The following is a 24,788-nucleotide window of genomic DNA, read 5'->3' on the forward strand; positions in this document are numbered from 1 at the left end:
CCTCCAGAGCAATCCATTATTTCCTCAAAAAGTAATAAAAGACAGCCCCGGGCACTAGGTGATAAAACTGGCAATTACTGGACTATTGTACACACAATATTTTTTTATGCCCGCCATCACAATTCCACCCTGTTAGCGCTCATATCTCCTGTCATCACTAAGATTTGAGGTGGATCGCAATTCTTTTCTCATCTTACAAATATCCAGTAAATGCACTTTTTCTCTACTGTTTTATGCGACGCCCTTTTTCTAATGTTGAGCCATCCATACTGTCACGGGCCCTACAGCGCTCAGGAGCAAGCAATGAACGAACTGGTGCAAATACTAAAAAATACCCGCCAGCATCTGATGACCGGCGTGTCACATATGATCCCCTTCGTGGTCTCCGGCGGGATCCTGCTGGCGGTGTCCGTCATGTTGTATGGCAAAGGCGCGGTACCCGATGCTGCCTCCGACCCCAACCTGAAGAAACTCTTTGATATCGGCGTCGCCGGGCTGACGTTGATGGTGCCCTTTCTCGCCGCCTACATCGGCTACTCCATTTCTGACCGCGCCGCGCTGGCCCCCTGCGCCATCGGCGCCTGGGTGGGCAACAGTTTTGGCGCCGGTTTCTTCGGCGCGCTGATCGCCGGCATGATTGGCGGCCTGGTGGTCTATTACCTGAAAAAAATCCCCGTACATAAAGTTCTGCGCTCGGTGATGCCAATTTTCATCATTCCCATCGTCGGCACCTTTATCACCGCCGGGATCATGATGTGGGGGCTTGGCGAGCCGGTTGGCGCGCTGACCGCTAACCTGACCGGCTGGCTGCAGGGGATGCGCGAGGGCAGCATCGTGGTGCTGGCCATCATTATGGGTCTGATGCTGGCCTTTGATATGGGCGGCCCGGTGAACAAAGTTGCCTACGCCTTCATGCTGATTTGCGTTTCGCAGGGCGTCTACAGCGTGGTGGCTATCGCCGCCGTCGGTATCGCCGTACCGCCGCTGGGCATGGGGCTGGCGACGCTGATTGGCCGCAAATATTTCACCGCCGAAGAGCGGGAAACCGGCAAAGCCGCGCTGGTGATGGGCTGTGTCGGCGTGACCGAAGGGGCGATTCCCTTTGCCGCCGCGGATCCGCTGCGCGTCATTCCGGCCAATATGATTGGCGCCGCCAGCGGCTGCGTCACCGCCGCGCTGATGGGCGCCCAGTGTTACGCCGGCTGGGGCGGGCTTATCGTGCTGCCGGTGGTCCAGGGCAAGCTCGGGTTTGTTGCCGCACTGCTGGTCGGCGCCTGCGTCAGCGCTGCCTGCGTCATCCTGCTGAAAGCCTTCGCCAAAAAGAAACCCACTGACGTCGCCGCTGACGATGAACTGGACCTTGATTTCGAAATTAACTAACAGACTGGAAGGAACAGATTATGACCCACATTATCGCTGTCACCGCCTGCCCGTCGGGGGTGGCTCACACCTACATGGCCGCTGAATCACTGGAAAGCGCCGCCAAAGCCAAAGGCTGGCAGGTCAAGGTTGAAACGCAGGGTTCTATCGGCATTGAAAACGAACTGACGGCGGAGGAGATTGCCGCCGCCGATATGGTCATTCTGACCAAAGATATCGGCATCAAATTCGAAGAGCGTTTTGCCGGGAAAACTATCGTGCGCGTCAATATCAGCGATGCGGTCAAGCGCGCCGACGCCATCATGAACAAGATAGACAGCCACCTTTCCCAGAGCGCCTGAAGCCTTAAAAGGGCGCCTTCGCGCCCTTCGCCACAACATGGAGTTTATCATGACGAATCGTACCCAACGCCTGAAAGCCAGCCTGTTCGCCCAGCCGCGCGAAATCTCCCTTGAGCGTGCATTACTCTACACTGCCAGCCATCGGCAGACGGAGGGCGAGCCGGTGATTATCCGCCGGGCGAAAGCCACCGCGTGGATCCTCGATAAGGTGATGATTTCGATTCGTGAGGATGAACTGATCGCCGGCAACCGCACCGTCAAACCGCGGGCAGGGATTATGTCGCCCGAGATGGACCCCTACTGGCTGCTCAACGAGCTCGACGCCTTCCCGACCCGCCCACAGGACCGCTTCGCGATAAGCGAAGAAGATAAGCAAATCTACCGCGAAACGCTGTACCCCTACTGGGAAAAGCGTTCAATGAAAGATTTCATCAACGGCCAGATGACCGAAGAGGTCAAGGCCGCCGTCAACACCCAGATATTTAGCGTGAACCAGACCGATAAAGGCCAGGGCCATATCATCATCGACTATCCACGGCTGCTGAATCATGGCCTTGGCGCCCTGGTCTCCGAGCTCAAAACGCACTGCGCCCGGCAACCGGAGAACCCCTTTTATCAGGCGGTACTGATCCTGCTGGAAGCTTCCCAGCGCCATATTCTGCGCTACGCCGCGCTGGCCGAGGAGATGGCAGGGCACTGTCAGGACCCGCAGCGTCAGCAGGAGCTGTTAACCATCGCCGCTATTTCGCGCCACAACGCGCAGCATCAGCCAACGGACTTCCCCCAGGCCTGCCAGCTGTTCTGGTATATGAATATCATTCTGCAATACGAATCCAACGCCAGCTCGATTTCACTCGGACGCTTTGACCAGTACATGCTGCCGTTTTATCAGGCATCGCTGAATCAGGGTCAGGATCCCGCATATCTCAAGGAGTTGCTGGAGTCGCTCTGGGTGAAATGCAACGATATCGTCCTGCTACGCTCCTCCAGCAGCGCGCGCTATTTCGCGGGTTTTCCCACCGGCTATACCGCCCTGCTCGGCGGGCTGACGGACACCGGGCGCAGCGCGGTCAACGTGCTGTCATTTTTGTGCCTCGACGCCTATCAAAACGTTCAGCTGCCGCAGCCGAATCTGGGCGTGCGGGTCAACGAGCTGATTGATCGCCCGTTCCTGCGCAAAACTGCCGAAACCATCCGCCTGGGCACCGGCATCCCGCAGATTTTCAACGATGAGGTGGTCGTGCCGGCCTTCCTTAACCGCGGCGTGTCGCTGGAAGATGCCAGAGATTACGCGGTGGTCGGCTGCGTGGAGCTCTCTATTCCAGGGCGCACCTACGGCCTGCATGATATCGCCATGTTTAATCTGCTGAAGGTGATGGAAATTGTGCTTCAGGAAAATGAACATCAGCCTGACGTCAGCTGGGACGGCCTTATCTGCCAGATCCGCGACAAAATCCGCCATTACATCAAGCTGATGGTCGAGGGCAGCAACATTTGCGATATCGGCCACCGCGACTGGGCGCCGGTCCCGCTGCTCTCCTCGTTCATTGAAGATTGCGTGCAGCACGGCAAAGATATCACCGCCGGCGGCGCGCGCTATAACTTCTCCGGCGTTCAGGGTATCGGAATCGCTAACCTGAGCGATTCGCTGTACGCCCTGAAGGGTATGGTCTTCGACCAGCAGCGTCTCAGCTTTGACCAACTGATGGCCGTGCTGAAAGCCAATTTCCAGACGCCGGAAGGGAAAAAGATCCGCGCCCGGCTGATTAACCGTTTTGACAAGTACGGCAACGATATCGACGATGTCGACAATATTAGCGCCGATCTGCTGCGTTTTTACTGCAAAGAAGTCGAGCAGTATCTGAACCCGCGCGGCGGTCATTTTACCCCCGGCTCCTACACCGTCTCCGCGCACGTGCCGCTGGGTTCGGTGGTGGGCGCCACCCCGGACGGGCGGCTGGCCGGAGAACAGCTGGCGGACGGCGGCCTGTCGCCGATGGTTGGTCAGGATTCCCAGGGGCCGACGGCAGTGCTGAAATCGGTCAGCAAGCTGGATAACTATCTGCTGTCGAACGGTACGCTGCTGAACGTCAAATTCACTCCGGCAACGCTGGCCGGCGACGGCGGCCTGAACAAACTGGCCGATTTTTTACAGGCCTTCTGCAAGCTCAAGCTGCAGCATATTCAGTTCAACGTGGTCAATGCCGACACCCTGCGTGAAGCGCAGCAGCGGCCGCAGGACTTTGCCGGTCTGGTGGTACGGGTCGCGGGCTACAGCGCCTTCTTTGTTGAGCTGTCGAAGGAGATTCAGGATGACATTATCCGCCGCACCGCGCATCAGCTGTGAGGTCATCGACACGCGCGCCGACCGGGCGCGTATTTTTAACCTCCAGCGCTACTCGCTCAATGACGGACAAGGGATCCGCACGGTGGTCTTTTTTAAAGGCTGCCCTCATACCTGTCCGTGGTGCGCCAATCCCGAATCAATTTCACCCAGGATTCAGACCCTGCGCCGGGAGAGCAAATGCCTGCGCTGCACCCGTTGCCAGCAGGACGTTGCCGAATGTCCATCCGGAGCGTGGGAACAGATTGGCCGCGATGTGACGCTGGATAACCTGTTGCAGGAGGTGCTGAAGGATGAGGTCTTCTTTCGCGCCTCCGGCGGCGGAGTCACCCTCTCCGGGGGCGAAGTGCTCATGCAGGCCGGGTTTGCCGCCCGCTTTCTCCAGCGCCTGCGCCAGTGGGGGATCCGCACCGCCATCGAAACCGCGGGCGACAGCGCTTTTGACCGCTTTCTGCCGGTGGCCGAAGCCTGTAATGAAGTGCTGTTTGATTTTAAAATCATGGAACCTGAGCGGGCGCGGTCGCTGCTGCGAATGAATCAGCCACGGGTGCTGGACAATTTTCGCCAGCTGGCGGCGAGAAAAATCAACCTGATCCCGCGGGTGCCGCTGATCCCCGGCTACACCCTGAATACCGATAATTTTCGCCAGATTCTGGCGTTCCTCGCCCCTTTCGCGCTAAAAGAAATGCACCTGTTGCCGTTTCATCAATATGGCGAGCCCAAATACCGTCTGCTGGGCAAACCCTGGACGCTGGCCAGCGTGAAAGCGCCTGACGAAGCGGAAATTCAACCATATCGGGTGATGGCCGAAGCGGCCGGTTTCCACGTCACTATCGGCGGTTAACGCCAGGAGGATGTTATGGACTTCAATATTGTCGCCGTCACCGCCTGCGTCAGCGGCGTGGCACATACCTACATGGCCGCCGAACGACTGGAAAAGGTCGGTCATCATGAAAAATGGCACCTGAAGGTGGAAACCCAGGGGGCGCTCGGCGTAGAAAATCGGATCACCGCGGAAGATATCGCCCGCGCCGAAGTGGTGCTGCTGGTGACGGATATCGAAATCGACGACCCTCATCGCTTTCGCGGCCTGCGGACGATTAAAACCAGCATCAAGAGCTTCCTGCTGCAGCCGCAGCAGATCGTCGAGGCCGTGAAAAGCATCATGAAAAAGCCGGTCGTCTATGTAGAACTTCCCTGACCGGCGACAGACCTTATTCTACATCCAGCAGCCACTTTTGCGCCGGCGTCAGGCGGCTTGCCGTCTCCGGCGTGAGCCAGCGCCGCTGGTCCTGCTGCGGCGTATCCGCACGATCGATATATAACCCATGCAGTACGCGTCGTCTGCTGCCTTCACGATTACGGGTGCCGCCGTGCCAGGCGTGGGCGTTGTAGATCATCACGCTGCCAGCCGGCGCGGCAAACACAATCTCATCGGGATGGGCCTGTTCCGGGTCGGCCAGCACCTCCTCTGGTAACTCGGGGCGGAGGTGGGTACCAGGAATGATCCGCGGCGCGCCGTTGGCGGCGCTCAAATCGTCTATCGCCCAGATGGTATTCACCAGGTGGACTTTGGGAAAATCCGGGCGCGGCTTTTTCCAGTCGGCGTGCAGCGGCTGGTGGCCGCCGTTATACAGCGCCTCGCGGGCGTTCAGGCTGGAGACTTTAAAATCCCCGTTGAAGATATAGCGACAAGCGGAGAGGATCAGCGGGTGTGACCAGACTTTCTCCCAGATAACCCCCTTATTAATCAGGTTAGCGATCCGCGTCGCCGTCGCCTCCTGATGGTGCTCCATCGCCAGATTATCGCCTTCGCGTTCAACCAGGGTGTCAATAAGCAGGCGCATTTCGCTCAGCCACTGGGCGTCAACGACGTTATGCACGACGGTGTAGCCGAGGGTGTCGAGCTCGTGTTTCATTTGCGCGCTGAGCGTCTGGCTGGCGCCTAACGCATCGAGAAAGTTAGCCGATGATGAGTTCATTTTACGTTCCTTTTTAACGTTCCGATAACACAAACAAACTCTACTGGTCCCTCCGCGGCATGACACGAGGCGAGCGCTACAAAAAACTGGACATACGTACGCGAGCCCACAAAGTGTGATGGACATCAACAATCTCTTTTCCGGCGATGCATGCGCTGCAGCTGGCCGGCAATCCGCTGCGCAAAATGGCTAAACTAACGCTGCCGGGAAGGAAAAAATAGATTACCATCAACAGGATAATGCGCATGCTGAGGGCAAAGAATGATTGAAGATCTGCCGGATATACTGCATCGGTTAATCGGTCAAAAAGATCACCTACAGGTGAGATTTCCTGAGCCGGATATCTCCGTGCCTGCCCTCGCCTTCAACGTGCCGTTTCCGCGTCTGGAAATTGTGCTGGAGGGCCAACTGAATGAACAGGGACTGCCGCTGGCCGCCTCGACGTTAACCACGCTGCAGGTACTGTACGTGCAGGCGGGGAAGTGGACGCTGCCGCAGTGGACCGGCCCGGCCACTACCCTGAGCATTCTGTTTGGTCGGCAGAAACTGGGATTCAGTATTCAGCGCTGGGACGGAAAAAGCCTGCACACGGAAAAACAGAGCGTTTCCCGGCTTGGGCCGCGCGTGGGTTCCTACCTGTTGCTGAGCCTGAATGAAGTCAGCCTGCAGCCCGATCCGCTGACCGCGCGACTGGTGGTTGCCGCGCTGCTGAGTCATTGTCGTGAACAGCTGGTCGGGCTGGAGATGCGCGTCAGCCGCAGCCGGGATCTGTTTCTCGCCGTCCAGGACTACCTTGAGGAAAATCTCAGTCTACCGCTGACGCGGGAATCGGTAGCCAAACGTTTTCACATCACGCCCAACTATCTTTCGCATATTTTTCAGAAATCAGGCTCGGTGGGATTTAATGAATATCTGACCCGTGTCCGTCTGGAAAAGGCGAAGCAGCTACTGCGCGGCTATGACCTGAAGGTGAAAGAGATTGCGCACAATTGCGGCTTTGTCGACAGCAACTATTTTTGCCGGGTTTTTAAACGCTACACAGAACGCTCGCCATCGGAGTATCGGCGACACTGCCGTAGCGCGCAGCAGGCCTAACCTGCCGCACCGGTAGATGGCGCCCACTCCACACGGCCGCGGCCGTTGTGCTTGGCCTTGTACAGCGCCTCGTCGACTTTACGGATAAACGTCTCCTGCGCTTCGCCTGGCCGCCAGGTTCCGACGCCAATGCTGATCGACAGCGGCGTCTGATGATTGATCAGGATGGTGCGGGCGTTAGCAAGGATCGACTGCGCCAGAGCGTGCAGCTCGGGCTCCGACAGGCCATCGACGATAATGGCGAACTCTTCCCCACCGATTCGCGCCGGCTGGACCTGCTCGCTGGTTAGTTTCGCCAGCTGTTTCCCCAGAGAAAATAACACTTCATCCCCCACCAGGTGGCCCCAGCTATCGTTGATTTTCTTGAAAAAATCGATATCCAGAATCATGAGTCCCAGCGCATGCCCGGACTTCTCGCGAATGGTATCAATGAAAAAACGCCGGTTGGGTAACTGGGTCAGTTCATCCTTCAGGGATTGCGAGCGCGCATCGACGTAAAGCAAATTGATTCGCTCAATAATTTTGTAGACCCCCACCACGGTAAGCAGCATCCCGGAGAGGCGCAGCAGATCTTCGCAGTAGTAGCCCATCCAGCGCGGCTGAACCACGATCTCATCCATCACGTCAAAGGTGCCGCCGGCAATCCACAACAGCAGCCCATAGCGTACGCAGTTGACGGCAATGTGGCTCATCCGCACCTTCGCCGAGCTCCACAGCATAAACACCAGAAACAACAACGCCAGCAGATCGATATAGAGGCCGGGGTTATTCAGGATCTCGTGTCGTGTACCGACCGGAGGCGACACCAGGGCGCAGCCGGCAGCAACAGCAATGATAATCAGCAGCGCAGGCAGGAGCGTCACCCGGGCCACAGCGGCCGGGCCGGGGCGATTCGCAGGAGTATGGAGTTCAGGCATAGCGGTGACTCATGGTAACAACAGGGCCGATCGCGAGACAGGATAACAGTTAAGCGTAGAGGGACGAATGAAAAAGCGACGGTTCGGTAAAATGGCGGGAACTGGACTGACCCCGCGGAATTGTTCCAACGTACTACCACTCCATGGCGACGAGGTCAGTGGCGCGGATACTATCGGCTTCATCCTCCGCCTGATTAGCTTTCTGTGCGGCACCGGCGATAGCCGGCGCCGCCTGCTCAGGGTTTAGCCGCTAAACACTCGCGCCTTGCCGCTGACCGTCAGTCTCACCATCGCGCCGGGCTGCCACGCCGGCTGGCTCACGGTTCGCAGGACAATCGGCCGCTCGTGCCCAGCCATCGACAGCGTCAACGTGGAAAGCTGGCCTGAGAAATCGACATCGCGGATAATGGCGGTACTTTCCTGCGGCCCGCTCACACTGACGCTCAGCTGTTCCGGACGCAGCATCACCCTACCTTCGCCAGCAGGATGCAGTGCGTCCGTCGCCAGGTCCCCCAGCGCGCAGCTTGCCCGGCCGGGGCTAAGGCGTGCGGGGAGGATCAGGGCATCGCCAAGAAATAACGCCGTCTCTTCATCCACCGGCTGCGAGTAAACCGTCAGCGGGGTTCCAACCTGGGCGAAGCGCCCCTGACGCATTACCGCCACCTGCGTAGCGAACGACAGCGCCTCGTTCTGGTCATGAGTCACCAGAATCGAGGCGATCCCCGTCTCGGCCAGCAGGTCCGCCGTCGCTTTGCGTGTGCTGGCGCGCAGCCCGGTATCCAGTGCAGAAAACGGCTCATCCAGCAGCATCAGCGCCGGCTGCTGAGCCAGCGCGCGGGCCAGGGCAACACGCTGCTGCTGGCCACCGGAAATTTCGTGTGGCCAGTGACTCGCCAGACCAGCGTCGAGGGCGACCATCTCCATTAGCGCCCCCACGCGGCGACGCTTCTCCTCACGGCTGGCGTCGAGCCCCCAGGCGATATTGTCCGCAACATTAAGATGAGGAAACAGCGCCCCTTCCTGCGGAACATAGCCGATCCTTCGCTGGTGGGCGGGGACAAACACACCGTCGGCAAACAGAGACTTACCGTGCATGACGATCCGCCCGCGATCGGGCGTTTCAAAACCGGCGAGAATGCGCAGCAACGTGGTTTTCCCCGAGCCGGACGGACCAACAATGGCCGTCCGGCTCCCCGGCGCTACGGTCAGATTGAGATTATCGAGGACCAGCGCATCAGCGAAGGATTTCGAAATAGAAGACAATTCCAGCATGTTACAACCCTGCCATTTTTTTCGACTGCATATAAAGAACCGCGGTCAGCGGCAGCGAAATGACGATCATCAATAGCGCGTACGGTGCCGCCGCTACGTAGTCGATCTCACTGGTTAACGCCCAGAAACCGGTCGACAAGGTGCGGGTGCCTAACGGCGAAAGCAGTAGTGTGGCGGTGAGCTCATTGCTGACGCCAAGGAACACCAGCGCGGCACCTGCGGCCGCGCCCGGCGCGGCAAGCCGCATAGTGATACTCCACAGGGCGCGGGCCGGACTGCGTCCAAGACTACGGGCAACGTTTTCCAGCTCCACCGGCGCCTGCGCGATACCGGCGCGCAGGTTAATCAGCGCACGCGGCATAAACATCAACAGATAGGCCAGAAACAGCGTCACTTCGGTCTGGTACACCGGACGGGCGTAGTGGATGGTGACCGTCACCAGCGCCAGCGCGGTGACAATACCGGGCAGCGAGCTGGTGATGTAATTACACCCCTCCAGCAGGCGGAACAGCGGGCGCGGATAGCGCACGCCGAGCCACGCAATGGGGATCGCGCAAACCGTTGTCAGCAGCGCCCCGCCCGCCCCCAGGAGCAGGGTCTGGCGCAGAGTATGCCAGAGATCGGCATGCAGCCAGTTGTCGATGCCGCCCAGCCATAGCCAGCGGCACAGGACCAGTAAGGGAACCCCCATCGCCAGCATCACCAGCAGCAGAAGCAGTAGCTGCGCGCCAAAAGCGGCCCCTTTACCCAGCACAAGCCGCTTCTGCTCGCGGGCCGCCCCGGCGCCGATACGCGCGTAACGCGCTTTACCGCGTGAGGCGCTCTCCAGCAGCAGGATCGCCAGGCAGCACAAGGCCAGCACGCCTGCCAGCATATTGGCGGCCGGACCGCTGAAGGTCGACTGGAACTGATCGTAAATAGCGGTCGTGAAGGTATCGAAGCGGATCATCACATACAGGCCATATTCCGCCAGCAGATGCAGGGCCACCAGCAGCGCACCGCCGCAGATTGCCAGACGCAGCTGCGGGAGCACCACCCGGAAGAACACTTTCCACGCCGGCGTGCCCAGCGACGCGGCGACATCTTCAAGGGTGGGATCGAGGCGGCGCAGCACGGCCACCACCGGCATATAAATAAACGGATAGTAGGCGAGCACCGAGAGAAACACCCCGGCGGAGAGGCCATGCAGCGAAGGCACGGCACTGACCCAGGCGTAGCTCTGGACAAAGGCCGGGATCGCCAGCGGGGCTACCGCCAGCGCCGACCACAGCTGCCGACCGGCAAGGGCAGTACGTTCCGTCAGCCAGGCCAGCGTCACGCCGAGCACAATACTGATGGGGACCGCCAGCACCGTCAGCCACAGGGTATTGCTGAGCAGCTCCCCTACCCGCGGACGAAAGACCAGCGCTTTAATGGTCGGCCAGCCGGTGTCGAACCCAACCGCCACCACAAACCCTAACGGCAACAGCGCCAGCAATGAAAACAGCAGCGCTAACGCCACCATCGGAAATGCAGGACGCCTGCGCTCGGGCAGGCGTCCTGTTTTCTTTCCGAGCGACAAACTCAGAACAGACATAGCAACATCACTTCCTCAGGATCAGAGCAGGCCAGCCTGCGTCATCAGCTCAATGACCTTTTTACTGTTCAGCGAGGAAGGTTCTACCTTCGGTGCATCCAGATCTTTCAGCGGGGTCAGTTTCGGGTTAGAGGCCGCATCTACCCCCACGGCATATTCGAAGGCGTTATTGGTGCGCAGTGCATCCTGCCCCTGCTTGCCGGTGATCCATTTAATAAAGGCCTGCGCCTGCGCTTTATGTTTGCTGGAAGCCAGCACACCGCCACCGGAAATGCTGACGAAGGCGCCCGGATCCTGGTGTTTGAAGTAATACAGTTGGGTGTTTTTGCTGTTTTCGCCGGTTTTTGACTGATCGACGAAGCGGTAATAGTGGTAGATCACCCCGCCGTCGATCTGCCCGGCGTTGACCGCTTTCATCACCGTGCTATTGCCTTTGTAAGCGACAAAGTTGGTTTTCATCGCCTTCAGCCAGTCGAGAGTCGCCTGCTCACCCTTCAGCGCCAGCATCGCGCTGACGATAGCCTGGAAATCAGCCCCCGATGGCGAAGCCGCCCAGCGCCCTTTCCACTCCGGTTTTGCCAGATCCATCAGGGAATGCGGCAGCTGCGCCTCGCTGATTTTCGCCGGGTTGTAGACAAAAACGGTGCTGCGCGCGGCAATGCCGATCCAGCGCCCATGCTGCGGACGGTACTGCGCCGGAACCTGCTGCAGGGTGGCGGCATCCAGCGGGGCGAAAAGTTTGGCATTATCGACCAGCACCATCGACGGCGAGTTCTCGGTCAGAAACACATCGGCCGGCGACGCGGAGCCTTCCTGAACCAGCTGATTACCCAGTTCACTGTCATCGCCATTGCGCAGCGTGACCTTAATACCGGTCTCTTTGGTGAATCCATCCACCCACGACTTCACCAGATTTTCGTGCAGGGCGTTGTAAACCACAATCCCGTTCTGAGCGTCAGCCGCCATCCCCTGCGGCGCCAGAAACAGAGAAGCGGCAACCAGCGCTGCCGTACGGAGGGGCGATAAGCTAAATTTCATGAACGCATCCTTAATGAAATAGGGCAATAAACGGTAAATAGCCTGAGCGGAGAGGATTAAATCACAGCAAAAAAAGAATGATAATGAAAACAATTATCATAAACTTAAAAAAGCAAAAAATAACGTCGGCGCACCACTCTGGATGGGAAAATGCTTAAAAACATACCGCACCGGAATTTATATTAAGAAAACATTAAATTTCGATTTTTTATTGTCGGTGGAAAAATCTGCCGTTGTTACATGCGGTAAGCGGCCTTGCCAGTGGGTATTGTGATATGGATCATATTTTTAATATGCTCAATCATCGCGAAAGATTTCCCCCTTCTACGATCATTGAAAAGCCTTTAACGCCAGATGGACGGTTCCCTTTATGCCTAATTACCTTAGCACGCTAAATAAATGAAAGAGATAAAGCGGCGAAATGCATGGATTGCCTTTTCTCTGGCACTGGTGGTATTTCTTGCTGGCGTGTTTGTCATTAACTGGCAATTGTGGCATTCAGACCAGGCCACCCATGTCGCCGCCGCCCGTCAGGCGGCGAAAAAGATCGCAGCCATTCTGGATGAGGCTCGTGAAGCGACGGCCACGGCGCTGAACGTTAGCCGCAGTGGTTGCTCCGGCCAGGGTCAATTTCAGCTCGGAACGGAAGCCGCCCTGCAGCCGCACCTGCGTACCATTCTGCTGATAAAAGATGGCCAGGTGTGGTGCTCGTCCCTGCCCGGCAATCGGGTCCTGACGCTCAGCCCTGAGTCTTTGCCTGACGAACCTCTGCTGCTGCTCCCGGCCAGAATGATGGTCAATAAACGGCCGGTACTGATCTATCAGGCGCGCGTAGCGGCGATCCGGGTGATTGTCACTATCAGCGACATCCATCTGCGTGATGCACTATATAGCGATACCGATAACAACGGGCTGGCACTCTGGGTGCAGAACCAAATGATTGCCAGATATGGCGATGTTAAGCCGCTGGCTGCTGACCCACACCAGGGCGTCTTTACCTCACCTGCCTATCCATTTCGCATTACCTACCCTGATTCACTTTTCTTTAGCCCCGGCCGCTTAGTCCATAATGGCTCCGGTCTGTTGATCTTTATTTTCTCAGTTTCGCTGCTGTTTTATTTCCTGATGCGTAAATATCTCAATGTTTATACCTCTGAAGAGGAAAGACTGCGCTACGCCATCAATCAGGGCTATATCGTTCCCTACTATCAGCCGCTGGTGAATGGGAAAACCGGAGAGATATACGGCGTGGAAATTCTCGCCCGCTGGCAAAACAGCACGACGCCATCGCGCTCGCCAGCGGAATTTATTCCGCTGGCCGAACGTACCGGCTTAATTATTCCCCTAACCCGCAGCCTGATGGCGCAGGTCAACGCGCAGATGAGACCACTCTTTAGTAAACTACCGGATGGGTTTCATATTGGCCTCAATATCAGCGCGTCACACATTAACGCCCCAACGTTTATCGATGATTGCCTGCACTTTCAGCACGGTTTTGAGGGTAAAGCGGTGAAGCTGATGCTGGAGATCACTGAACAGGAACCGCTGTTGCTCAACGGGGTGGTTGTCGACAAACTCAATACATTGCACAATCGCGGTTTTTCCATCGCCCTGGACGACTTTGGCACCGGCTATTCCGGGCTTTCCTATCTCCACGAGCTGGTTTTCGACTATATCAAAATCGATCAGAGCTTTGTCGCCCGCGTGACCGGGGAGGCGCCGTCAAGCAAACTGCTGGACTGCGTGATAGAGATGGCCCGGACGTTGTCACTGCGCATTATTGCCGAGGGCGTCGAAACCCAGGCCCAACTGGAATATCTTAATCGCCAGAATATTCATCTGCTGCAGGACTACTATTTCTGGAAGCCGATGCCCTACGTCGCGCTGGTGATGCTCCTGCTGAGCAAACCGAAGGCGCGGATTATCGAACAATAAGCGGGCGCTCCCTAACCCGCTGGCAACCCTGACCGCATAAACGTTATAACGAGGTGAACGCGTTTAACGCATCCTGTCGGGTCTCCTTAATGGCAAAGATGCGATCCATGCGGGTGAGCTTAAACAGATTTTTAATCGTGTCATTGAGTGAACACAGCGCCAGCTCGCCCTGACCGTTGACGCTTTTCAGAATGGAAACCAGCGCGCCAAGGCAGCTACTGTCGATGAAATCGACGTGGTTCAGATCCAGCAGCACGTTTTTGGTATCCGGGTCGATAGCCTCCAGAACCTGCTGCTTAAACGCCTGCACGACGGAAGCATCCAGTCGGCGCACAAGAGGTACAATAATTTTTACGCCCTGCTCGGTATGTAATTCAACGTTCATGCTCATCCTCAATAGTGACTGATATCCGTCGACGAGTCCCTTTTTAGCCCGGCGTGTTCGCTCTTTAGCTGGTGATACCCCAAATATCCCGGGCGTAGCCACGTATGGTTCTGTCGCTGGAAAATTCGCCCATCCGGCAAATATTGAGTAAGGCCCGACGGTGCCATTGTTCCGGCAGTTCAAAATCGGCCATCGCCTGCCGCTGGGCCTGACAATAACTGTCGAAATCCAGTAAATGACAGTAATGATCGCCCTCAGTCAACATGTGGTGAAGGGGTGCAAACAGCTCACGATCGCTGGTGAACAACCCAGACACGAGGGTATCGACAACACGCGCCATAGCCGGGTTCTGATGATAGAAATTATGGTGATGCCCAAGGCGCCGGCTCTCTTCAATCTCTTCCGCCACGGCGCCAAACAGATAAAAATTATCGATCCCCACGGCCTCGCGAATTTCGATATTCGCCCCATCATAGGTGCCGATGGTTAACGCGCCGTTCATGGCAAACTTCATATTGCTGGTGCCGGACGCCTCGGTCCCGGCGGTGGAAATTTGCTCGGAGAGGTCTGTGGCCGGAATGATTTTTTCCGCCAGCGAGACTTTATAATCTTCGAGGAAAACCACTTTAAGCTGCCCGGCAACCTGCGGGTCGCGGTTAATTTTCCGGGCGACGGTATTAATCAACTGAATAATCAGCTTCGCCATCCGATAGCCCGGCGCCGCTTTACCCGCAAACAAATGCACCTTAGGCGCGATAGTTTTCCCTGTCTCTTTGATATCCAGATAAAGCGCGATCACATGAAGAATATTGAGCAACTGACGCTTATATTCATGAATACGTTTGACCTGACAATCAAACATCGCCAGCGGATCGAGGGCGATGCCATAGCGTTGAGCGACCAGCTGGCTGAGCGCGGTTTTGTTGGCAAATTTAATGGCCCGGATATTATCAATAACAGCAGTATCATCGGCCAGGCTTTCCAGACTGGACAGCAAGGGTAAATCGGTTGGCCACCCTTCCCCCAGCTGTTGGTGCAAAAAAGCGGCCAGGCCGGGGTTAGCCTGCTGCACCCAGCGTCGCGGCGTGACGCCGTTGGTCTGATTAATGAATTTCTCCGGGGTCATAAAATAGAAGTCGGGCACCAGTTGTTTCTTGACCAGTTCCGAATGCAGCCATGCTACCCCGTTCACGCGATGGCTACCGACAATCGCCAGATTGGCCATACGGATTTGCTTATCGCGATGTTCGTCGATTAAAGACAGCGAAGATAACAGATGATTTTTATCCGGCCAGCGCCGGGCCACCTCTTCAAGGAAACGATGGTTGATCTCAAATATAATTTGCAAATGACGCGGCAGCAGTTTTTCAAACAGCGTCACCGGCCAGGTCTCCAGCGCTTCCGGCATCAACGTATGATTCGTGTAGGCACAGGTGTTTTGCGTTATCTCCCACGCCTGCTCCCAGGGCAGCCGGTATTCATCGACGAGGATACGCATCAGCTCCACCACCGCTAATGCCGGATGGGTGTCATTCAGCTGAATCGCCACATGCTGCGGCAGGAAAGTAATATCGTCATTAACCTCGGCATAGTCGCGAAATATATCCCGCAGCGTACAGGCCACCAGAAAATACTCTTGCGTCAGCCGCAGCTCTTTTCCGGTCAGCACCTCATCGGATGGATAGAGTATTTTTGAAATATTCTCCGACGCGATTTTATCACTCACCGCCTTGATATAATCACCGCGATTGAAAATATGGATATTAAAGGAGTCAGAGGCCACCGCGCTATAAAGCCGCAGCTTGTTGGTCGTCGTATCCCGGTAACCGGAAACGAAATAGTCATGGGGTATACCGATAATCGTTTTCCAGCCCAGCCACATTGGATTGTAATTGCCATCAACATCTTCGCTGTGTTCAATATAGCCTCCCAGCGGGATCAGGATTTGCTGAGCGTGATGTTCGACCAGCCACGGGGAGTGCATGGAATGCCAGTCATCCGGATGCTCGATCTGCTGGTCATTTTGAAAGGATTGGCGAAAAAGACCATATTCGTATTTGATGCCATGCCCGGATGCGGCAATATCAAGGGTGGCCATCGAATCGATAAAACAGGCGGCTAAGCGCCCTAACCCTCCGTTACCCAGCGCGGCGTCGGGCTCTTCGTCAAGAAGGTGGTCAAGATCAAACCCCAGGTCATTCACCACCTGGTGCATCTCCGCCAGTAAATTCATATTCAAAAGGTTATTACGCAGCGACTGTCCCAGTAAAAACTCCATCGACAGATAGTAAACGCGCTTTTTACGTTCTTCACGTTGCCGCTTCTGGCTCAACAAAAAATGGTCCTGTTGAAAATGACGAATGGCCAGCGCCACCGCGTTAAAAATATCGCCATGCGTAGCTTTATTTAAGCTAACACACAATGTGTACTGTAATTGCTGTTCAACCAACGCCCGTAATTCTTTGATATTTTGCGGGTTAATGTCAGGCATGCTGACCTCTCTGGTCTCTGTATCTGCGTAAAAACCATGGCAGGTAAATCATCATTTTTCCAAGTATAGACGAAGATATTTTACCGCATGGCTTTTATTCCTCAGCACCATTGCCGTTTATAACATGAGGCTGAATAATTAAAATAACAACCATTTGCAATGGATTGATCGTCACCTTTTCGCCAGCGATAACACTACAGACATGGCGGGTTTGCGGAGTCGGGAGGTGAAGGTGAAGTGCAGTCAGGACGGCTACAGGTAAAAGCAAAAAGGGGTTACCTTTCGGTAACCCCTTCTTTTATATGGCGGAAGCGCAGAGATTCGAACTCTGGAACCCTTTCGGGTCGCCGGTTTTCAAGACCGGTGCCTTCAACCGCTCGGCCACACTTCCGGTGTGAGGCGCACTATAAACACCTCGGCGGATGCTGTAAAGCATCATTTTGATCAACTGCCTTAAAAACAAACAATTCTGTGTTATTCGTCTGAATTTCAGGCAGTTTGCACAGAAAATCAACGCCCATCGCCGCTGGCGGATGGGTGTTTTTTAATGTACATGTCTTTGGTGTAGTAATACCCCAGCTTATCCGGCGTGAAGCCCCCTACCCAAGGTTTCACCAGATGGGTACGTACATAGTGATAGACCGGAATGGCGGGAACATCCTGCGCCAGCAGATCTTCCGCCTGCTGATAGTATTTGCCCCGGGTCGCCACGTCGGAGGCTTGCGCCGCGTTGCGCAGCGCCGCGTCGTAAGCCGGGTTGCTGTACTGACTGGTGTTCTCGCTATCCCCGGTACGGAAAGTATTGAGGAAGGTGGCGGCATCGTCGTAGTCGGCAATCCACGCGTAGCGGACGGCGTCGAAGTTATGCGTATGCATGGTATCCAGCATCGTCTTCCACTCCTGGTTCTGTAGCTTCGCCTCGACGCCGAGGTTTTTCTTCCACATAGAGCTGGCGGCAATGGCGATACGCTGGTGCGACTCAGAGGTGTTATAGAGCAGGGTAAAGACCAGCGGATGGCTTTCATCATACCCCGCCTGCGCCAGCAGTTTTTTCGCCTCGGCAATCCGTTTCTCACGCGGCCAGCTGGCGTAGTCCGGGTTATGCAGCGTCACGCCGCCGATATCCGGCTGACCGATCAGCCAGGCCGGGCGCTGGCCCTGGCCAAGCACTTTTCCGGCAATGATATCTTTATCAAGCGCCATATTCAGCGCGCGACGCACACGGGCGTCGTTAAACGGCGGCCGGGTAGTATTGAATTCGTAGTAATAGGTCGCCAGCTGCGGCGAAACGTCCAGCTGGTCGCCCATGGCTTTCTGCAACTGCGCAAACTGATTGATCGGCACCGTATAGACAATATCAATCTCCCCTGCTTTGTAGCGGTTGACATCGGCGGCCTCCGAAGAGATTGGCAGGTAAGTCACTTTATTAATAACGGTATGCGCATTATCCCAGTACTTTGCATTACGTTCAGCCACCAGCCGCTCATTCACCACCCATTGGGACAGCTTATACGGGCCGCTGGTGACGATATGCTCTGGTCGGGTCCATTTATCGGCATACCGCTCCACCAGCACTTTGTCGATCGGTACCAGCGAAGGGTGCGCCAGCATCGCCAGGAAGGCGGCATTCGGCTGGGTCAGAGTGACCTGCAGCGTGGTGTCGTTCAGCGCTTTCACCCCCAACGTCTCGGGTCCCTTTTGCCCGAGGGCAATCTCGCGGGCGTTGGCGATATGCATATTGCCAGGGTAGCTCGCGTAGGGGGAGGCTGTTGCCGGCGAGACCAGCCGTTGCCAGCTCCAGACGATATCCTGCGCTGTAATGGCCGTGCCGTCGGACCAGGTCAGACCGGGGCGTAAATGAAAGGTCCATAACAGGTTGTCTTTGTTTTCCCAGCGTTCCGCCAGTCGCGGCTGGATCGCTCCCGCTGGCGACACGTTAACCAGCCCTTCAAAGAGATCGCTAATGATATTGAATTCAACATCGCTCTCGACTTTATGCGGATCGAGTGACGCCGGTTCACTGCCGTTATTTCTGACCAGCTCCTGCTTTTCCGCCAGCTGGGTGCCCGGCGGCACCTGCGCCGCCAGCGCCCCGCCGCTCATAGCCAGCATACTGACAGCCAGGAGTGTTCGGGTGATGTGATTTTTTTTGTGTAATGTCATTTCCCTTTGCCTTTGACGTACGGGGTAATCCCCCTCTTCCACACTTAGTCGCAGAACTGCCATAAGGCAATATTTTTCAGTGACCTATAAGATTTCGATCGGCTCAGCGACGCGAAAAGCGAAAATATATCGCTTTTCCCTATCTATATAGAATTTTATGCCAGGCAAAAGCGGTAAAAACTAAGTAAAGATGGGTAAAAGCATTAGGGCTTCACGCTTGTTTTTCTTATTCTTTATCCCTAATTACATCTGTCATAAGAGAGTGACTCATGGATCGCATAATTACATCATCGCGTGACCGTTCCTCGCTGCTCAGCACGCACAAGGTTCTGCGTAACACCTACTTCCTGCTCAGCCTGACGCTGGCGTTTTCCGCTATCACCGCCACCGCCAGCACAGTGCTGATGCTCCCTTCGCCGGGTCTCATTTTGACCCTCGTGGGGATGTACGGTCTGATGTTCCTGACCTACAAAACGGCGAATAAACCCACCGGGATTATTTCCGCCTTCGCCTTCACCGGGTTCCTCGGCTATATCCTTGGGCCGATGCTGAACGCGTATCTTTCTGCCGGCATGGGCGATTTAATCGGCCTGGCGCTGGGCGGCACGGCGCTGGTCTTCTTCTGCTGCTCGGCCTATGTGCTGACGACGCGTAAAGACATGTCATTCCTTGGCGGGATGCTGATGGCCGGCGTGGTGGTCGTCCTGATTGGTATGGTCGCTAACCTGTTCCTGCAGCTGCCGGCGCTGCACCTGGCGATTAGCGCGGTGTTCATCCTGATCTCTTCGGGTGCCATCCTGTTCGAGACCAGCAACATTATCCGCGGCGGTGAAACCAACTATATCCGTGCGACGGTCAGTCTGTATGTCTCGCTGTACAACATCTTTGTCAGCCTGCTGAGCATCCTGGGCTTCGCCAGCCGGGACTAACCGCTCCCCTGCTTAACAGAGGCCTCGCTTATGCGGGGCCTTTTTTTTTGCTACACTGCGGCCAGTTTCAGGCGGTATGTGAAAAATCATGTTTATTTTTGAAGGCAACGAAATTGAAACGGATAGCGAAGGCTATCTGAAAGATACCACCCAGTGGAGCGAGGCGATGGCGGAAGTCATTGCCGCGCAGGAAGGGATAACGCTCGCCGTTGAACACTGGGAAGTAGTGCGCTTTGTGCGCGAGTTTTACCTTGAATTTAACACCTCTCCGGCGATCCGTATGCTGGTCAAGGCGATGGCCAACAAGTTTGGCGAAGAGAAAGGCAACAGCCGCTATCTCTATCGCCTGTTCCCGAAAGGACCCGCCAAACAGGCGACTAAAATCGCCGGCTTGCCGAAGCCGGTGAAGTGCATCTAATAGAGGATCGCGAATTTGTCCCAGCTGCGGGTGGGTTGATGGGGCTCGGTTAACACTCGGTCAACCCGCGCGCTGCGCGGCCCCCCGGCTTTAAGCCAGGCGATGAGTTTTTCCACCTGCTCCGCCTCGCCGCAGGCAAGCACTTCCACCCCGCCGTCATCCAGATTACGGGCATAACCGGTCACCCCCAGCTGCAGCGCTTCCCGCTGCGTGGAATAGCGAAATCCCACGCCCTGAACCGAACCGTAAACCCATGCCATTGTGCAGATACTGGCCATAATCATCTCCTTTTCGCTCACGCTATACGCTGAGGATAGCAAATTCGCTCAGCGTACATGCTTCGGCAGTAAACCATAATGCTGACGGAAGCGCGCGGTAAAGCGCGATCCCGACTGATATCCGCTGTTCTGCGCAATTTCGCCTATTGGCCGCGAGGTCGTCTGCAGCTGCCCCAGGGCGTGGGCCATCCGCACCTCCTCGACGATCTGGCGAAAACTCTGCGATTCCTGCTGCAGCCGACGGCGCAGCGTGGACTCGCCGAGAAAGAGCATTTTCGCCACCCGCGACACGCTCCATGCCTGCGCCGGCGACAGCATAATCAGTTGCCGCACCTGCGCCGACAGATCCTGCTGCCGCTCGACGAGCAGCGGGCCCGCATAGCCAGCCTCATACAGGGCCAGCAGCAGCCCCATGGTCTGGTGCTGCTGCAGCGCGACGGACAATCCCTCCCGCACCGCCTGCAGAACGCTTTGCCACATAAACGCCAGCTCTGTCGTCACCGGTGCGCAGAGCGAGGTCAGGCGCCCTGGCGGTGGTTCGCTGAGATAACGAGTCTTAAACCTCGTCAGCAGCTCGGGCGTCAGCGATAGCAGATCGGAGCAAAAGAGGCCATTCTCCGGCTGGTTAATCACCTCCAGTTCCACGTCAGCTGGCAAAACAATCAGCTGTTGCGGAGTCGCCAGCACCCGGCTCTCCCCTTGCACAATCACTTTACTGCCGCGTTTTACCCGACAGAGCGCCGGGGAGAACAGCCGCACGCGATGCAGTCTGCATAGCCGTCGGGTGGTGATCTCCGCCGCGGTTAAGGCGCTATGCTGAAAGTGGATACTCTCCATCAGACCGACCTTTTATTTTAACGCCCGGCCATCGCCGTCAACTGTGCGCTGGCGAGAGCATGGCTATGTAACAGATAGCCGACCAGCGCCCCGCTGGCCCCGGCATCCACCGGCAGCGTGGGGACATCCAGCGCCCATACCGTAAAGCGATAGCGGTGCGGTTTATCTCCCGCCGGCGGACAGGCGCCGCCGAAGCCGGCATAGCCAAAATCGTTGCGGCCCTGGATCGCTCCGCCCGGCAGTGTAGCGCTGTTTTTATCTCCCGCGCCAGCGGGCAGCGAAAAGACGCTGCTGGCGATATTGACCACCGTCCAGTGCCACCAGCCGCTGCCGGTAGGCGCATCGGGATCCCGGACGGTGACCGCGAAGCTGCGCGTACCCGCCGGGGCGTTTTTCCATCCCAGCTGCGGAGAGACATTGCCTCCGGTACAGCCGAAACCGGCAAACCAGTGCTGCTGGGCCAGCGGCTGCCCGTCACGCATATCATTGCTGCTTACGCTAAACGGCGCGGCCATCGCGCCGCTGCTCACAGCCGCTACCATCGCCACAGCCATGCGGATACCTGTTTTCATCGTCTGCTCCTCGTTGGGGTGAGAAAACAGGGTATGAGAGTCCGCACCAGCTGAATGTGCCGAAGCGCCTGCATTTTGTGCCGAAACGCTCACCTGTGCCAGCCGGGCGAAAGATGCTTGCGTGCGCCAGGTGTGCTAATCTACGCGCCATTTTTCGGTGCCGACATTCCCGTTGCTTAAAGGTAGCCCCATGACAGATTCCCTATTCCCCCGCTTAGTGTTAGCCAAAGGACGCGAGAAATCCCTGCTGCGTCGCCATCCGTGGATATTCTCCGGCGGCGTCGCCCGCATGGAAGGTAAAGCCCGCAGCGGTGAAACCATCGATATCGTTGACCATCAGGGAAAATGGCTGGCCCGCGGCGCTTACTCGCCGTCGTCGCAGATCCGCGCCCGCGTGTGGACCTTCGACCGCAATGAAGCCATCGATAGCGCCTTCTTTGAACGCCGTCTGCAGCAGGCGCAAACCTGGCGTGCCTGGCTGGCCGAGCGAGATGGCCTCGACAGCTACCGCCTGATCGCCGGCGAGTCCGATGGCCTGCCGGGCGTCACTATCGACCGCTTTGGCAACTTTTTCGTGCTGCAGCTGCTCAGCGCAGGCGCCGAATACCAGCGCGCCGCCATCATCAGCGCCCTGCAGAACCTGTTCCCGGACTGCGCCATTTACGATCGCAGCGATGTCGCCGTGCGTAAAAAAGAGGGACTGGAGCTGGCCCAGGGGCCGGTGGTGGGCGAACTGCCCCCGGCGCTGCTGCCGATCACCGAGCACGGCATGAAGCTGTTAGTCGATATCCAGGGCGGGCACAAGACCGGCTACTACCTCGACCAGCGCGACAGCCGCCTGGCCACCCGCCGCTATGTCGCGGATAAACGGGTGCTGAACTGCTTCTCCTACACCGGCGGCTTTGCGGTGTCGGCGCTGATGGGCGGCTGCCGCCAGGTCACCAGCGTGGATACCTCGCAGGAGGCGCTCGACGTTGCCCGCCAGAACGTGGAGATCAACGGACTGGATCTGTCCAAAGCGGAGTTTGTGCGCGACGACGTGTTCAAACTGCTGCGTAAATACCGCGATCAGGGAGAGAAATTCGACGTGATCGTGATGGATCCGCCGAAGTTCGTGGAAAATAAAAGCCAGCTGATGGGCGCCTGCCGCGGCTATAAAGATATCAATATGCTGGCGATCCAGTTGCTGAACCCCGGCGGCGTGCTGCTGACATTCTCCTGCTCCGGGCTGATGACCACCGATTTATTTCAGAAAATCATCGCCGATGCCGCAATTGATGCCGGGCGTGATGTACAATTTATAGAACAGTTCCGTCAGGCTGCCGACCACCCGGTGATCGCAACCTACCCGGAAGGGCTGTATCTGAAGGGGTTTGCCTGTCGCGTCATGTAACTTGAAAAACGAAACATGAGCCTCATATAGGGAGTATTCATGTTTCCCAGGAGGTGCCTATGATAGCCAGCAAATTCGGTATCGGCCAACAGGTCCGCCATACGCTCTTGGGCTACCTGGGCGTCATCGTCGATGTCGATCCCGAGTATTCGCTCGCGGAGCCGGAAGAGGATGAAATTGCCGCCAATGACGAACTGCGCGCGGCGCCCTGGTACCATGTGGTGATGGAAGATGATGATGGCCAGCCGATTCACACCTATCTGGCAGAAGCGCAGCTGAGCAGCGAAACCCGCGACGAACACCCGGAACAGCCGTCCCTTGACGAACTGGCCAAAACGATTCGTCAGCAGCTGCAGGCTCCGCGCCTTCGCAACTAAAATAAAACCCCGCTAACGCGGGGTTTTATTTTATTTCGCCAACCCTAGTCGCGGTAGTTCAATGGCCGGGCAGCGATCCATCACTACGCTCAATCCGGCTTCCCTGGCCAGCACCGCAGCCTGCTCATTGATCACCCCCAGCTGCAGCCATAGCGTTTTCGCGCCGATGGCTATCGCCTCCTGCGCTACGCCCCACGCCGCTTCTGAATTACGGAAGACATCAACCATGTCGACCTTTTCCGGAACGTCGGCGAGCGTCGCATACCCCTGTTGTCCCAGCAGCGTCTTGCCCGCCACCTTCGGCGAAACCGGGATAACGTGATACCCCTGATCCAGCAGATACTTCATGACCCGGTAGCTCGGACGGTCAGGCTTGTCGCTGGCTCCGACCAGCGCAATCGTCCGTGTCGAGGTCAGGATGCCAGCAATATCATTCTCTTTCATGGTTTCCTCCTGCTATTTCACCTAAGTGTATGCTAATCCGCAGCAGGGGGCCATCCAGCCTAACCCACAGATTCAGCAAAATTTTCATCCCCGATGCTTGCAGCGACAGCCACATTCAGTAATCTGTTTGCAGGTCAAAATGTGGAATGAAAATATGGAACTGACAACACGTACCCTGCCTGCGCAAAAACATATCGCGCTGGTGGCTCACGATCACTGCAAAGATATGCTGATGAAATGGGTTGCTCGCCATCAGGCGCTGCTGGCGCAACATATTTTGTATGCTACCGGCACTACCGGTAATCTCGTCTCCCGGGCTACCGGCCTGGAGGTTAATGCCATGCTGAGCGGTCCGATGGGCGGCGACCAGCAGGTGGGTGCCCTCATTTCAGAAGGCAAAATCGACGTGCTGATCTTCTTCTGGGATCCGCTGAACGCCGTTCCCCACGACCCGGATGTCAAAGCGTTGCTGCGCCTGGCCACCGTCTGGAATATTCCGGTCGCCACTAACGTCTCCACCGCTGACTTTATTATCCAGTCGCCGCACTTCGGTCAACCGCTCGATATTCTGATCCCGGATTATCCACGCTATCTTGCCGAGCGCCTGAAATAATCGAGCCG

General features: G+C 56.7%; 23 protein-coding genes, 1 tRNA gene and 2 pseudogenes. 13 read left to right on the plus strand and 13 right to left on the minus strand.

All coding sequences use genetic code 11. The features are described from left to right. Positions 1 to 303 precede the first annotated feature (303 nt). Genes LPQ25_RS16685 through LPQ25_RS16705 form a run of 5 tightly spaced genes read left to right on the plus strand, consistent with a single transcriptional unit; the run spans position 304 to position 5,266 of the window. Positions 304 to 1,380, plus strand: coding sequence for a PTS fructose transporter subunit EIIC (locus LPQ25_RS16685; RefSeq protein WP_023341267.1), 1,077 nt, complete (start codon positions 304 to 306; stop codon positions 1,378 to 1,380). A 20-nt stretch (positions 1,381 to 1,400) separates the two neighbouring features. Continuing rightward, positions 1,401 to 1,721, plus strand: coding sequence for a PTS fructose-like transporter subunit IIB (locus tag LPQ25_RS16690; RefSeq protein WP_004179264.1), 321 nt, complete (start codon positions 1,401 to 1,403; stop codon positions 1,719 to 1,721). Between the two features lie 49 nt (positions 1,722 to 1,770). Next, positions 1,771 to 4,068, plus strand: coding sequence for a formate C-acetyltransferase (locus LPQ25_RS16695; RefSeq protein ID WP_004183609.1), 2,298 nt, complete (start codon positions 1,771 to 1,773; stop codon positions 4,066 to 4,068). Further along, positions 4,034 to 4,909, plus strand: a complete 876-nt coding sequence (locus LPQ25_RS16700; RefSeq protein ID WP_004179261.1) for a [formate-C-acetyltransferase]-activating enzyme — start codon at positions 4,034 to 4,036, stop codon at positions 4,907 to 4,909. Before LPQ25_RS16695 ends, LPQ25_RS16700 begins: the two co-directional genes overlap by 35 nt. Before the next feature lie 15 nt (positions 4,910 to 4,924). After that, positions 4,925 to 5,266 (plus strand): PTS fructose-like transporter subunit IIB, encoded by a 342-nt coding sequence (locus tag LPQ25_RS16705; RefSeq protein ID WP_004179260.1) that lies wholly within the window; start codon positions 4,925 to 4,927, stop codon positions 5,264 to 5,266. 13 nt (positions 5,267 to 5,279) lie between these two features. Here LPQ25_RS16705 and LPQ25_RS16710 read toward each other — a convergent pair whose 3' ends face one another. Beyond that, positions 5,280 to 6,047, minus strand: coding sequence for a phytanoyl-CoA dioxygenase family protein (locus LPQ25_RS16710; RefSeq protein ID WP_004183607.1), 768 nt, complete (start codon positions 6,045 to 6,047; stop codon positions 5,280 to 5,282). Between the two features lie 261 nt (positions 6,048 to 6,308). Here LPQ25_RS16710 and LPQ25_RS16715 point away from each other — a divergent pair, with 261 nt between their 5' ends. Beyond that, positions 6,309 to 7,142, plus strand: coding sequence for a helix-turn-helix transcriptional regulator (locus tag LPQ25_RS16715; protein WP_004183598.1), 834 nt, complete (start codon positions 6,309 to 6,311; stop codon positions 7,140 to 7,142). Here LPQ25_RS16715 and LPQ25_RS16720 read toward each other — a convergent pair. The 4 genes from LPQ25_RS16720 to LPQ25_RS16735 form a co-directional block, all read right to left on the minus strand. Further along, positions 7,139 to 8,059 (minus strand): GGDEF domain-containing protein, encoded by a 921-nt coding sequence (locus LPQ25_RS16720; RefSeq protein WP_004893095.1) that lies wholly within the window; start codon positions 8,057 to 8,059, stop codon positions 7,139 to 7,141. The genes LPQ25_RS16715 and LPQ25_RS16720 overlap by 4 nt on opposite strands. 243 nt (positions 8,060 to 8,302) lie before the next feature. Further along, on the minus strand, positions 8,303 to 9,331 hold the full coding sequence (locus LPQ25_RS16725; protein WP_004179253.1) for an ABC transporter ATP-binding protein: 1,029 nt from the start codon (positions 9,329 to 9,331) through the stop codon (positions 8,303 to 8,305). A gap of 1 nt (position 9,332) precedes the next feature. Further along, on the minus strand, positions 9,333 to 10,907 hold the full coding sequence (locus LPQ25_RS16730) for an ABC transporter permease (RefSeq protein WP_015874615.1): 1,575 nt from the start codon (positions 10,905 to 10,907) through the stop codon (positions 9,333 to 9,335). Between the two features lie 21 nt (positions 10,908 to 10,928). Beyond that, positions 10,929 to 11,945 carry an iron ABC transporter substrate-binding protein gene (locus tag LPQ25_RS16735; protein ID WP_234599478.1) on the minus strand — a complete coding sequence of 339 codons (1,017 nt, stop codon included), beginning with the start codon at positions 11,943 to 11,945 and terminating at the stop codon, positions 10,929 to 10,931. Positions 11,946 to 12,344: 399 nt separating this feature from the next. On the opposite strand from LPQ25_RS16735, the pseudogene LPQ25_RS16740 reads away from it, so the two are divergent. Both LPQ25_RS16740 and LPQ25_RS16745 read left to right on the plus strand, forming a co-directional pair. Continuing rightward, positions 12,345 to 12,953, plus strand: a pseudogene (locus LPQ25_RS16740) (CSS-motif domain-containing protein); the annotation flags it as partial. Between the two features lie 213 nt (positions 12,954 to 13,166). Beyond that, positions 13,167 to 13,880: pseudogene (locus tag LPQ25_RS16745) on the plus strand (EAL domain-containing protein); the annotation flags it as partial. A gap of 43 nt (positions 13,881 to 13,923) precedes the next feature. On the opposite strand, the gene LPQ25_RS16750 reads toward LPQ25_RS16745, so the two are convergent. The 4 genes from LPQ25_RS16750 to LPQ25_RS16765 form a co-directional block, all read right to left on the minus strand. After that, positions 13,924 to 14,265: an STAS domain-containing protein gene (locus tag LPQ25_RS16750; RefSeq protein WP_004183593.1), complete on the minus strand. Its 342-nt coding sequence runs from the start codon at positions 14,263 to 14,265 to the stop codon at positions 13,924 to 13,926. 64 nt (positions 14,266 to 14,329) lie between these two features. After that, complete coding sequence (locus LPQ25_RS16755) at positions 14,330 to 16,756, minus strand: glycogen/starch/alpha-glucan phosphorylase (protein ID WP_014907880.1); 2,427 nt, start codon at positions 16,754 to 16,756, stop codon at positions 14,330 to 14,332. 303 nt (positions 16,757 to 17,059) lie between these two features. Continuing rightward, a tRNA-Ser gene (locus LPQ25_RS16760) sits at positions 17,060 to 17,147 on the minus strand. Positions 17,148 to 17,266: 119 nt separating this feature from the next. Then, a complete protein-coding gene (locus LPQ25_RS16765; RefSeq protein WP_041937769.1) occupies positions 17,267 to 18,919 on the minus strand; it encodes an ABC transporter substrate-binding protein in 1,653 nt (550 codons plus the stop codon). A gap of 269 nt (positions 18,920 to 19,188) precedes the next feature. Here LPQ25_RS16765 and yccA point away from each other — a divergent pair, with 269 nt between their 5' ends. Then, on the plus strand, positions 19,189 to 19,848 hold the full coding sequence (gene yccA / locus LPQ25_RS16770; protein ID WP_002898458.1) for an FtsH protease modulator YccA: 660 nt from the start codon (positions 19,189 to 19,191) through the stop codon (positions 19,846 to 19,848). 88 nt (positions 19,849 to 19,936) lie between these two features. Next, positions 19,937 to 20,266, plus strand: a complete 330-nt coding sequence (gene tusE, locus LPQ25_RS16775) for a sulfurtransferase TusE (protein WP_002898457.1) — start codon at positions 19,937 to 19,939, stop codon at positions 20,264 to 20,266. Here tusE and yccX read toward each other — a convergent pair. The 3 genes from yccX to LPQ25_RS16790 are packed head-to-tail and all read right to left on the minus strand — an operon-like array spanning position 20,263 to position 21,953. Next, entirely contained in the window at positions 20,263 to 20,544 is a 282-nt protein-coding gene (gene yccX / locus LPQ25_RS16780; RefSeq protein ID WP_004150835.1) for an acylphosphatase, read from the minus strand. The genes tusE and yccX overlap by 4 nt on opposite strands. Positions 20,545 to 20,592: 48 nt before the next feature. Next, positions 20,593 to 21,381, minus strand: coding sequence for an AraC family transcriptional regulator (locus LPQ25_RS16785; RefSeq protein WP_004141625.1), 789 nt, complete (start codon positions 21,379 to 21,381; stop codon positions 20,593 to 20,595). Positions 21,382 to 21,398: 17 nt separating this feature from the next. After that, positions 21,399 to 21,953 (minus strand): YbhB/YbcL family Raf kinase inhibitor-like protein, encoded by a 555-nt coding sequence (locus LPQ25_RS16790; protein WP_014907882.1) that lies wholly within the window; start codon positions 21,951 to 21,953, stop codon positions 21,399 to 21,401. A gap of 190 nt (positions 21,954 to 22,143) precedes the next feature. Here LPQ25_RS16790 and rlmI point away from each other — a divergent pair, with 190 nt between their 5' ends. Both rlmI and hspQ read left to right on the plus strand, forming a co-directional pair. Then, complete coding sequence (gene rlmI / locus LPQ25_RS16795; RefSeq protein ID WP_004141630.1) at positions 22,144 to 23,346, plus strand: 23S rRNA (cytosine(1962)-C(5))-methyltransferase RlmI; 1,203 nt, start codon at positions 22,144 to 22,146, stop codon at positions 23,344 to 23,346. Between the two features lie 59 nt (positions 23,347 to 23,405). Further along, a complete protein-coding gene (gene hspQ / locus LPQ25_RS16800; protein ID WP_002898441.1) occupies positions 23,406 to 23,723 on the plus strand; it encodes a heat shock protein HspQ in 318 nt (105 codons plus the stop codon). A gap of 30 nt (positions 23,724 to 23,753) precedes the next feature. Here the strand turns inward: hspQ and LPQ25_RS16805 are convergent, their stop codons facing one another. Beyond that, positions 23,754 to 24,167, minus strand: coding sequence for a CoA-binding protein (locus LPQ25_RS16805; protein ID WP_004144085.1), 414 nt, complete (start codon positions 24,165 to 24,167; stop codon positions 23,754 to 23,756). A gap of 154 nt (positions 24,168 to 24,321) precedes the next feature. Here LPQ25_RS16805 and mgsA point away from each other — a divergent pair, with 154 nt between their 5' ends. Next, positions 24,322 to 24,780: a methylglyoxal synthase gene (gene mgsA, locus LPQ25_RS16810; protein WP_002898432.1), complete on the plus strand. Its 459-nt coding sequence runs from the start codon at positions 24,322 to 24,324 to the stop codon at positions 24,778 to 24,780. Positions 24,781 to 24,788: the final 8 nt, after the last annotated feature.

The organism is Klebsiella sp. KPN54798 (assembly GCF_021184225.1).
Classification (GTDB): domain Bacteria; phylum Pseudomonadota; class Gammaproteobacteria; order Enterobacterales; family Enterobacteriaceae; genus Klebsiella; species Klebsiella pneumoniae.

Excerpts from the sequence above, each read along its gene's own strand:
- LPQ25_RS16805 (WP_004144085.1), bottom strand. The coding sequence starts at position 24,167 with ATGAAAGAGAATGATATTGCTGGCATCCTGACCTCGACACGGACGATT.
- LPQ25_RS16790 (WP_014907882.1), bottom strand. The coding sequence starts at position 21,953 with ATGAAAACAGGTATCCGCATGGCTGTGGCGATGGTAGCGGCTGTGAGC.
- LPQ25_RS16685 (WP_023341267.1), top strand. The coding sequence starts at position 304 with ATGAACGAACTGGTGCAAATACTAAAAAATACCCGCCAGCATCTGATG.
- LPQ25_RS16690 (WP_004179264.1), top strand. The coding sequence starts at position 1,401 with ATGACCCACATTATCGCTGTCACCGCCTGCCCGTCGGGGGTGGCTCAC.
- LPQ25_RS16730 (WP_015874615.1), bottom strand. The coding sequence starts at position 10,907 with ATGTCTGTTCTGAGTTTGTCGCTCGGAAAGAAAACAGGACGCCTGCCC.
- tusE (WP_002898457.1), top strand. The coding sequence starts at position 19,937 with ATGTTTATTTTTGAAGGCAACGAAATTGAAACGGATAGCGAAGGCTAT.
- yccA (WP_002898458.1), top strand. The coding sequence starts at position 19,189 with ATGGATCGCATAATTACATCATCGCGTGACCGTTCCTCGCTGCTCAGC.
- LPQ25_RS16785 (WP_004141625.1), bottom strand. The coding sequence starts at position 21,381 with ATGGAGAGTATCCACTTTCAGCATAGCGCCTTAACCGCGGCGGAGATC.
- LPQ25_RS16765 (WP_041937769.1), bottom strand. The coding sequence starts at position 18,919 with ATGACATTACACAAAAAAAATCACATCACCCGAACACTCCTGGCTGTC.
- LPQ25_RS16700 (WP_004179261.1), top strand. The coding sequence starts at position 4,034 with ATGACATTATCCGCCGCACCGCGCATCAGCTGTGAGGTCATCGACACG.
- yccX (WP_004150835.1), bottom strand. The coding sequence starts at position 20,544 with ATGGCCAGTATCTGCACAATGGCATGGGTTTACGGTTCGGTTCAGGGC.
- LPQ25_RS16705 (WP_004179260.1), top strand. The coding sequence starts at position 4,925 with ATGGACTTCAATATTGTCGCCGTCACCGCCTGCGTCAGCGGCGTGGCA.
- LPQ25_RS16725 (WP_004179253.1), bottom strand. The coding sequence starts at position 9,331 with ATGCTGGAATTGTCTTCTATTTCGAAATCCTTCGCTGATGCGCTGGTC.
- LPQ25_RS16755 (WP_014907880.1), bottom strand. The coding sequence starts at position 16,756 with ATGCCTGACATTAACCCGCAAAATATCAAAGAATTACGGGCGTTGGTT.
- LPQ25_RS16715 (WP_004183598.1), top strand. The coding sequence starts at position 6,309 with ATGATTGAAGATCTGCCGGATATACTGCATCGGTTAATCGGTCAAAAA.
- LPQ25_RS16710 (WP_004183607.1), bottom strand. The coding sequence starts at position 6,047 with ATGAACTCATCATCGGCTAACTTTCTCGATGCGTTAGGCGCCAGCCAG.
- LPQ25_RS16720 (WP_004893095.1), bottom strand. The coding sequence starts at position 8,059 with ATGCCTGAACTCCATACTCCTGCGAATCGCCCCGGCCCGGCCGCTGTG.
- mgsA (WP_002898432.1), top strand. The coding sequence starts at position 24,322 with ATGGAACTGACAACACGTACCCTGCCTGCGCAAAAACATATCGCGCTG.
- rlmI (WP_004141630.1), top strand. The coding sequence starts at position 22,144 with ATGACAGATTCCCTATTCCCCCGCTTAGTGTTAGCCAAAGGACGCGAG.
- LPQ25_RS16735 (WP_234599478.1), bottom strand. The coding sequence starts at position 11,945 with ATGAAATTTAGCTTATCGCCCCTCCGTACGGCAGCGCTGGTTGCCGCT.
- LPQ25_RS16695 (WP_004183609.1), top strand. The coding sequence starts at position 1,771 with ATGACGAATCGTACCCAACGCCTGAAAGCCAGCCTGTTCGCCCAGCCG.
- LPQ25_RS16750 (WP_004183593.1), bottom strand. The coding sequence starts at position 14,265 with ATGAACGTTGAATTACATACCGAGCAGGGCGTAAAAATTATTGTACCT.
- hspQ (WP_002898441.1), top strand. The coding sequence starts at position 23,406 with ATGATAGCCAGCAAATTCGGTATCGGCCAACAGGTCCGCCATACGCTC.